This window comes from Pseudomonas sp. K2I15 (assembly GCF_002204795.1).
In the GTDB taxonomy this organism is placed as follows: Bacteria; Pseudomonadota; Gammaproteobacteria; order Pseudomonadales; family Pseudomonadaceae; genus Aquipseudomonas.
In genome coordinates this window covers 1-6,584 of record NZ_NIXO01000118.1, presented here as the reverse complement: position 1 = coordinate 6,584, position 6,584 = coordinate 1, and the positions used below count along the sequence as shown (strand labels likewise).

The window sequence follows — 6,584 nt, the reverse complement described above, 5'->3', positions numbered from 1 at the left end:
GGCTTGCTCGCGAAAGCGGTGTGTCAGTCACCCAATGTGTTAACTGGTACACCGCCTTCGCGAGCAAGCCCGCTCCCACATGGGGCCTTCATTGTTCTGAATATTGTGTTCCGGCGTTACTCCAGCATCTTGCCCAACAACCAACTGCCTGCCGGCCCCGGCGGTTGCTGGCGAGACCACAAGGCATCCACCGCCACCGAGCGTGGCCAGCCCCGAGCCTTGATTTCACACAGGTGGCCGCCGCCAAACCGCTCCACCAACCAGCGCGGCAGCGGTGCCCAGCCGAAGCCCAGTTGCGCCATTTCCATCAGCATCAGGTAACTGGGCGCCGACCACACACGCCCCAGGCCACGGGTTTCATTCGGGTTGATGATGCTTGCCAGGCGCAGTTCGCGGTGTTGCTTCAGGGTTTGCTGGTCGATGTCTGCAAGAGTCGCCAGCGGATGTTTGGTCGCGACAAACAGCGCGATTTCCGTGCGCTCTTCCACGGCGGTGCTGGTGAGGTCCGGCGGGTAAACCTCTTGCATCTCGATAAAGGCAATCTGCGCCCGGCCGCTTTGCACCAGGGCGATCAAGTCTTCGCATTCGGCGATCAGGCATTCCAGTTCCAGGTCCGGGTAACGCTGCTCGAAAGCGCTGAGGGCGGTTTCGAAACGGTCCGACTGATAGGTATCGGACATGGCGATACTCAACTTGGGCTCCAGCCCCTGGGACAACTGGCTGGCCGCCAACTCCAGGCGGCTGCTGGCTTCCAGCACCTGTTCGGCGCGTTGCAGCAGCACATGCCCGGCCGGGGTCAGCGTGGGCTTGCGGCTGCTGCGATCAAACAGCACCACGTCCAGGTCAATCTCCAGGCTGGCCACCGCCGCGCTCACAGTGGACTGGCTCTTGCCCAGCTTGCGTGCCGCCGCTGAAAACGAACCTTGGGTTGCTGCCTGCACAAACGCCTGAAGCACTTCATGGGAGGCCATGACTATCGCCTTGATCGATGGTTATTGGTTATGAAGTATCGAGTCAAAGGGTAATGATGGCAACCATCGTCACTCACGGAGAACGGGTCATGACACCCAACAAGTCGATTACTGAACGCGTTTGGCAGGCCATTGGTTTTGAAGGCCTGGCTTTGTTGATCTGTACGCCACTGCTGGTTTGGATCATGGACCGCCCCGTGGCGCAAATGGGCGCGGTGACCTTGGCTATCAGCCTTATGGCGCTGACCTGGAACATCATTTTCAACAGCCTGTTCGACCGCCTCAAAGCGCGCCTGAAACTGGCCAATGGCGGCTGGACCCGGGTGCTGCACGCCCTGATGTTTGAAGGCGGCCTGATCATCGTGTGTGTGCCGCTGATCGCCGGGTGGCTGAACATCAGCCTGATGCAGGCGTTTATCCTCGACATCGGCGTGCTGCTGTTTTTCCTGCCATACACCTATGTGTATCACTGGGGTTATGACGCGGTGCGGGAGCGGGTCCTGCAAAAACGGATGCGCGCTGTGTAGGCATCCGGCTGGCCGGCGATGGCGATTCAGATGCGCCATCGTCGACCATTCATGCTCGCAGAACGCCTGGCCGGCGGGTTACAGGAACATCCCGCCCGACGCCTCGACACGCTGCCCGGTGATCCAGTTGCTGCCATCGGCCAGCAGGGTGGAAATCGCCCCGCCAATGTCATCCGGCAAACCGGCGCGACCCAGGGCGGTATTGGTGGCGACCATCGCGTTCACGGCCGGGTTGTCCCGTACCGCGCCGCCGCTGAAATCGGTGGCAATCGCGCCGGGCGCCAGGGTGTTGACGGTAATCCCGCGGGCACCCAGCTCCTTGGCCTGGTAGCGGGTCAGCACTTCCACCGCGCCTTTCATCGAGGCGTAGGCCGCGTAACCCGGCAGGCTGAAACGCGCCAGGCCACTGGAGATGTTGATGATGCGGCCACCGTCGCTGATCAGCGGCAACAGTTTCTGGGTCAGGAAAAACGGGCCCTTGAAGTGGATCGCCACCAGTTGGTCGAACTGCGCTTCGGTGGTTTCGGCGAAGCTGGCGTGGGCACCGATCCCGGCGTTGTTGATCAGGAAGTTGAAGTGCGCCTGCCCAAACACTTCCTGCAACACCGAGCCGACCTGGGTGGTGAACGCATCAAAGGTTGAACTCTGGCTGACATCCAGTTGCAGCATGGCCGCCTTGGCGCCCAGCGCTTCAATTTGTGCGACCACAGCCTGGGCTTCGTCCGCCGCGCGGTTGTACGTGCCGATGATGTCGACGCCTTGTGCTGCCAGATGCAGCGCGGCGCTTTTGCCCAGGCCGCGGCTGGCGCCGGTGATCAGTGCGATTTTACGGGTCATGGTTAAGTCCTCGGAGCGTATGAGTGTTCGTGGGACTGAGTGTATTTGTCCGGCCGTAACGTGATAAACAGAGCTATATCGGAATCACTGGCCGGATAGGGCGAACAATCCCATGAACAAACTTGAGCTGCTGCGCACCTTCGTGCGTGTCACCGAACTGTCGAGTTTCACCCAGGCGGGCGAGAGCCTGGGTCTGCCGCGTTCTACCGTGTCGGAGCATGTGCAGGCGCTGGAAGAGTTGCTGGGTACGCGGCTGTTGCAGCGCACTACGCGCAAGGTCCAGGCCACGCAGGATGGCCGGGTGTTGTACGAGCGCAGCAAGGATTTGCTGTCGCACATGGAAGAGCTGGAAGGGTTGTTTCGTCAGGATGAAGCGCAGTTGGCGGGGCGGATTCGTGTGGATATGCCCAACGTGATGGCCCGCGAATTGATCCTGCCGCGTCTGCCGGAATTCATGGAGCAGCACCCGTTGATCGAGCTGGAAATCAGCAGCACCGACCGCCAGGTGGACCTGTTGGCTGAAGGTTTTGACTGTGTACTGCGCATTGGTGCGCAGCCCGACCAGTCGGTGGTGGCGCGGTTGTTAGGCCGCATGACGATGATCAACTGCGCCAGTGCTGCCTACCTGCAACGCCATGGTGTGCCCACGACCCTCGCCGACCTGGCGGATCATCAGTTGGTACATTACGTGCGCCCGCTGGGCTCGCGGTCGGCGGGGTTCGAATACGTGCAGGGCAACAAAGTGCACCGCCTTCCCATGGCCGGGCGCGTGACGGTCAATAGCACCGACGCGTATCGGGCGGCGTGCATCGGCGGGTTCGGCCTCACCCAAGTGCCGGCCCTGGGCATTGGCGATCTACTGGCCAGCGGCGAGTTGGTAGCGGTACTGCCGGACTATCCGGCTCCAAAGCTGGATGTATCCCTGCTGTACGCCGGCCAACGGCATTTGCCGCAGCGGGTGCGGGTGTTTATGGACTGGCTGGCCGCCACCCTGCAGTCCCGGCTTTAACGCCGGGCCGACAACTGCTGCGGCGCCAGGAAGGCATCGTGGAAGTAATCACGAAACGCCTGCATCGCCGGGGTGAAGTCGCGCTCGCGGTGCCAGGCCAGGCCGACGCTCATGGGCGTGACCTTGTCGGTGACGCTCACGGTTTCAATGCGCTTGCCCTCCAGCGACCACGGGCGGTGCACCAGGTCGGACAAAATCGCCACGCCGCTGCCGTTGGCGACCATGCTGCGCACCGCCTCCACCGAACTGGTGCGCAGCCGCACCTTGGGCGTTTGCCCGGCCTGTTCCCAGTAGCGCATGGCGCTTTGTTCGGCTTCGTCGACGGTGAGGAAAATGTACGGCTCCCTGGCCACATCCGCGAGGCTGACGGCCGGGCGTTCGCACAACGGGTGATGGCTGGGCAGCCACAGGCGGCGTTCGGAGTTGAAGAGGATTTCCGAGACGATATCCGGGTGGGTGAGGTTGGCGGTGAGCACCACGGCCATGTCGAACTGGCCGTTGAGCAGGCCGTGTTCGATGGCCTGGCGTTCCTGTTCGAACACCTCGATGGTCACGTCCGGGTGCCAGTGTTCCATGCGCTGCAAGTGGTGCGGCAGGAAGTAGCCGAGCACGGTGTAGCTGGCGGCCACCCGCAATACGCCGCTGGCGCGGTAGTCCGGCAATGGGCTGTTCAGCGCGTCGTCGACGCTGCGCACAATCACGTAGGCCCGGTTCAGAAAATGCCGCCCGGCGTCGGTCAGGCTCATGCCCTGGGCCGAGCGCACAAACAACTGCGCGCCGAGCATCGCTTCCAGCTCCTTGATCGCGGTGGTCACCGCCGATTGGGAGATGTTCAGGTGAATCGCCGCCTGGGAGATCTGGCCGATTTCGGCGGTGGCGACGAAGTAGCGGATTTGGCGCAGGGTCAGGGACATGGCGGGTATCTGATTTTCAGAAGATGACCCATCTGATAATAGATCTTCCCAAGGGGTCAAGCCGCAGCCTAATTTCCATGGCATGAACTTCAACGGAGCGACCCCGATGCAGGCAGTGGATCTCAACTCGGACATGGGCGAAGGCTTCGGCCCCTGGACCATCGGCGATGGCGTCGACAGTGAACTGATGGCCTACATCAGCTCGGCCAACATCGCCACCGGCTTTCACGCCGGCGACCCGGGCACCATGCGCCGCACGGTCGAGCGGGCCAAGCAGTTGGGCGTGGCAATTGGTGCGCACCCGGGCTTTCGTGACCTGGTAGGTTTCGGCCGTCGCCACATCAACGCCCCGGCCCAGGAGCTGGTGGACGACATGCTCTACCAACTCGGCGCCCTGCGGGAAATCGCCCGGGCGCAGGGCCTCACGCTGCAACACATCAAGCCCCACGGCGCGCTGTACATGCACTTGGCGCGGGATGAAGAAGCGGCGCGGCTGCTGGTGGAAAACCTGCAGCGCCTGGAGCCCACGCTGCTGCTGTACTGCATGCCCAACTCGGTGATCTGGCGCATTGCCAAGGAACTCGGCCAACCGGTGGTGCGGGAGTTTTACGCCGACCGTGAGTACGATCTCTCGGGCTCCATCGTGTTTACCCGCAATGTGCGGGCGCTGGATCCTGCGACGGTTGCGGCACGCGTCTTACGAGCTTGTCAGACCGGGCTGGTGCGCACCGTGGAAGGGGAAGACCTGTTTATCGAATTCGATTCCATCTGCCTGCACAGCGACACACCCGGCGCCCTTGAACTGGTGGAAGCTACCCGTGAAGCGCTGGACCAGGCGGGGATTGTTGTGGCGAGCGGGCTTGCCCCGCGTTGGGCTGCGCAGCAGCCCCTATAAGCTCACTGAGTTTCCCCAGGCAGAACTCAAGGTCAGGTTTTGGGGCTGCTACGCAGCCCAACGGGGGGCAAGCCCCCTCGCCACAATGACGACCTCTGCCAACACTCATGATTTTTTGCCTGCCTTTCTACAATGATTCCAAGAGGAACAGACATGGCTGAATCTTCCCCGATCCGCTACAGCTTTGGCGGTGATGAACACCTGTTTGCCGAGGTCAGCGAGAGCATGTCCCTGGAGGCTTTCTTCAAGGGCATGGCCGTGACCCGCGCGGTGGAGCGCCTGGCCCTGGACGGTGTGCTGGATGTTTGCCTGGCAAATGCCTCGTTCCAGATTCGCTTCGACCCGGACCGCATTGCGCCCCACGTGCTGCTCGACGCCGTGCAAAGCGCCGAAGCCCAGGCCGTGGCCGAACGCACCTTGCACACCCGCATCATCGAAATCCCGGTGCTGTACAACGACCCCTGGACGCATGAAACCCTGATGCGCTTTCGCGACCGTCATCAAGACCCGACCGGCACCGACCTGGAGTACGCCGCGCGGGTCAACGGCCTGGCGGATGTCGAGGCGTTTATCGCCGCCCACAGTGGCGCGCCGTGGTTTGTCTCGATGGTAGGGTTTGTGGCGGGCTTGCCGTTCATGTTCCAGATGGTCGAGCGTGAGCGGCAGTTGCAGGTGCCCAAGTATTTGCGCCCACGTACCGACACGCCGAAATTGACCCTCGGCCACGGTGGCTGCTTCGGCTGTATTTATTCGGTACGCGGCGCCGGCGGTTACCAGATGTTCGGCGTCACCCCGGCGCCGATCTATGACCCGCAACAGCAGTTGGCGTACCTCAAGGAACACATGGTGTTCTTCCGCCCCGGCGATATCGTGCAGTTCAAACCGGTGGACCGTGAAGCCTACGACCTGGCGGTGGCTGAAGTGGATGCAGGGCGTTTCGACCTGCGTATCCGCCCGGTGGAATTTTCCCTCGACGCCTTTCTCGCCGACCCCATCGCTTACCCCAAAACCCTGCAGGAGGCGCTGGCATGATCAAGGTACTCAAACCCGGCCTCGCCACCTCTGTACAGGACCTTGGCCGCGAAGGTTATTACCACCTCGGCATCCCGCCGTCCGGCGCGCTGGACCAATACGCGTTGAGCGCGGCCAACCATCTGGTGGGCAACCCGATTGGCGCCGCCGGGCTGGAATGCACGTTGATCGGGCCGGAACTGGAGTTTCAGCAGGACGCCCTGGTGGCGTTGTGCGGTGCGCTGATGTCGCCGCGCCTGGACGGCGTGGTGGTGCATCAAGACACCGCCTTTGAAGTGCGTGCCGGGCAAGTGCTGCGCTTTGAATTTCCCAAGGCGGGCGCCCGGACTTATCTGGCGGTGGCCGGTGGTATCGACGTGCCGGTGGTGTTGGGCAGTCGCTCCACTTACACCTTGGGTG

The 6,584-nt window shown here is 62.4% G+C and carries 8 protein-coding genes; 5 read left to right on the top strand and 3 right to left on the bottom strand.

The features are described 5' to 3' along the window. Positions 1 to 116: 116 nt before the first annotated feature. The gene (locus CEC48_RS30450) at positions 117 to 971 is read right to left on the bottom strand and encodes a LysR family transcriptional regulator (RefSeq protein WP_088427203.1); all 855 of its coding nucleotides are present in this window, start codon (positions 969 to 971) and stop codon (positions 117 to 119) included. An 89-nt stretch (positions 972 to 1,060) separates the two neighbouring features. On the opposite strand from CEC48_RS30450, the gene CEC48_RS30445 reads away from it, so the two are divergent. Further along, on the top strand, positions 1,061 to 1,498 hold the full coding sequence (locus tag CEC48_RS30445; RefSeq protein WP_088427202.1) for a multidrug/biocide efflux PACE transporter: 438 nt from the start codon (positions 1,061 to 1,063) through the stop codon (positions 1,496 to 1,498). A 78-nt stretch (positions 1,499 to 1,576) separates the two neighbouring features. Here CEC48_RS30445 and CEC48_RS30440 read toward each other — a convergent pair whose 3' ends face one another. Further along, positions 1,577 to 2,335 (bottom strand): SDR family NAD(P)-dependent oxidoreductase, encoded by a 759-nt coding sequence (locus tag CEC48_RS30440; RefSeq protein WP_088427201.1) that lies wholly within the window; start codon positions 2,333 to 2,335, stop codon positions 1,577 to 1,579. Between the two features lie 112 nt (positions 2,336 to 2,447). Between CEC48_RS30440 and CEC48_RS30435 the strand changes: the two genes are divergently transcribed. Next, positions 2,448 to 3,344, top strand: a complete 897-nt coding sequence (locus CEC48_RS30435; RefSeq protein WP_088427200.1) for a LysR family transcriptional regulator — start codon at positions 2,448 to 2,450, stop codon at positions 3,342 to 3,344. Here CEC48_RS30435 and CEC48_RS30430 read toward each other — a convergent pair. After that, on the bottom strand, positions 3,341 to 4,258 hold the full coding sequence (locus CEC48_RS30430; RefSeq protein ID WP_017475938.1) for a LysR family transcriptional regulator: 918 nt from the start codon (positions 4,256 to 4,258) through the stop codon (positions 3,341 to 3,343). The two genes, CEC48_RS30435 and CEC48_RS30430, sit on opposite strands and share 4 nt — an antisense overlap. A 106-nt stretch (positions 4,259 to 4,364) precedes the next feature. On the opposite strand from CEC48_RS30430, the gene CEC48_RS30425 reads away from it, so the two are divergent. The 3 genes from CEC48_RS30425 to CEC48_RS30415 all read left to right on the top strand — a co-directional run. After that, positions 4,365 to 5,153 carry a 5-oxoprolinase subunit PxpA gene (locus CEC48_RS30425; RefSeq protein WP_088427199.1) on the top strand — a complete coding sequence of 263 codons (789 nt, stop codon included), beginning with the start codon at positions 4,365 to 4,367 and terminating at the stop codon, positions 5,151 to 5,153. A gap of 153 nt (positions 5,154 to 5,306) precedes the next feature. Next, positions 5,307 to 6,185, top strand: a complete 879-nt coding sequence (locus CEC48_RS30420) for an allophanate hydrolase subunit 1 (protein WP_088427198.1) — start codon at positions 5,307 to 5,309, stop codon at positions 6,183 to 6,185. After that, on the top strand, positions 6,182 to 6,584 hold a 403-nt coding region (locus CEC48_RS30415), incomplete at its 3' end, for a biotin-dependent carboxyltransferase family protein (protein ID WP_371917790.1). The genes CEC48_RS30420 and CEC48_RS30415, both read left to right, overlap by 4 nt.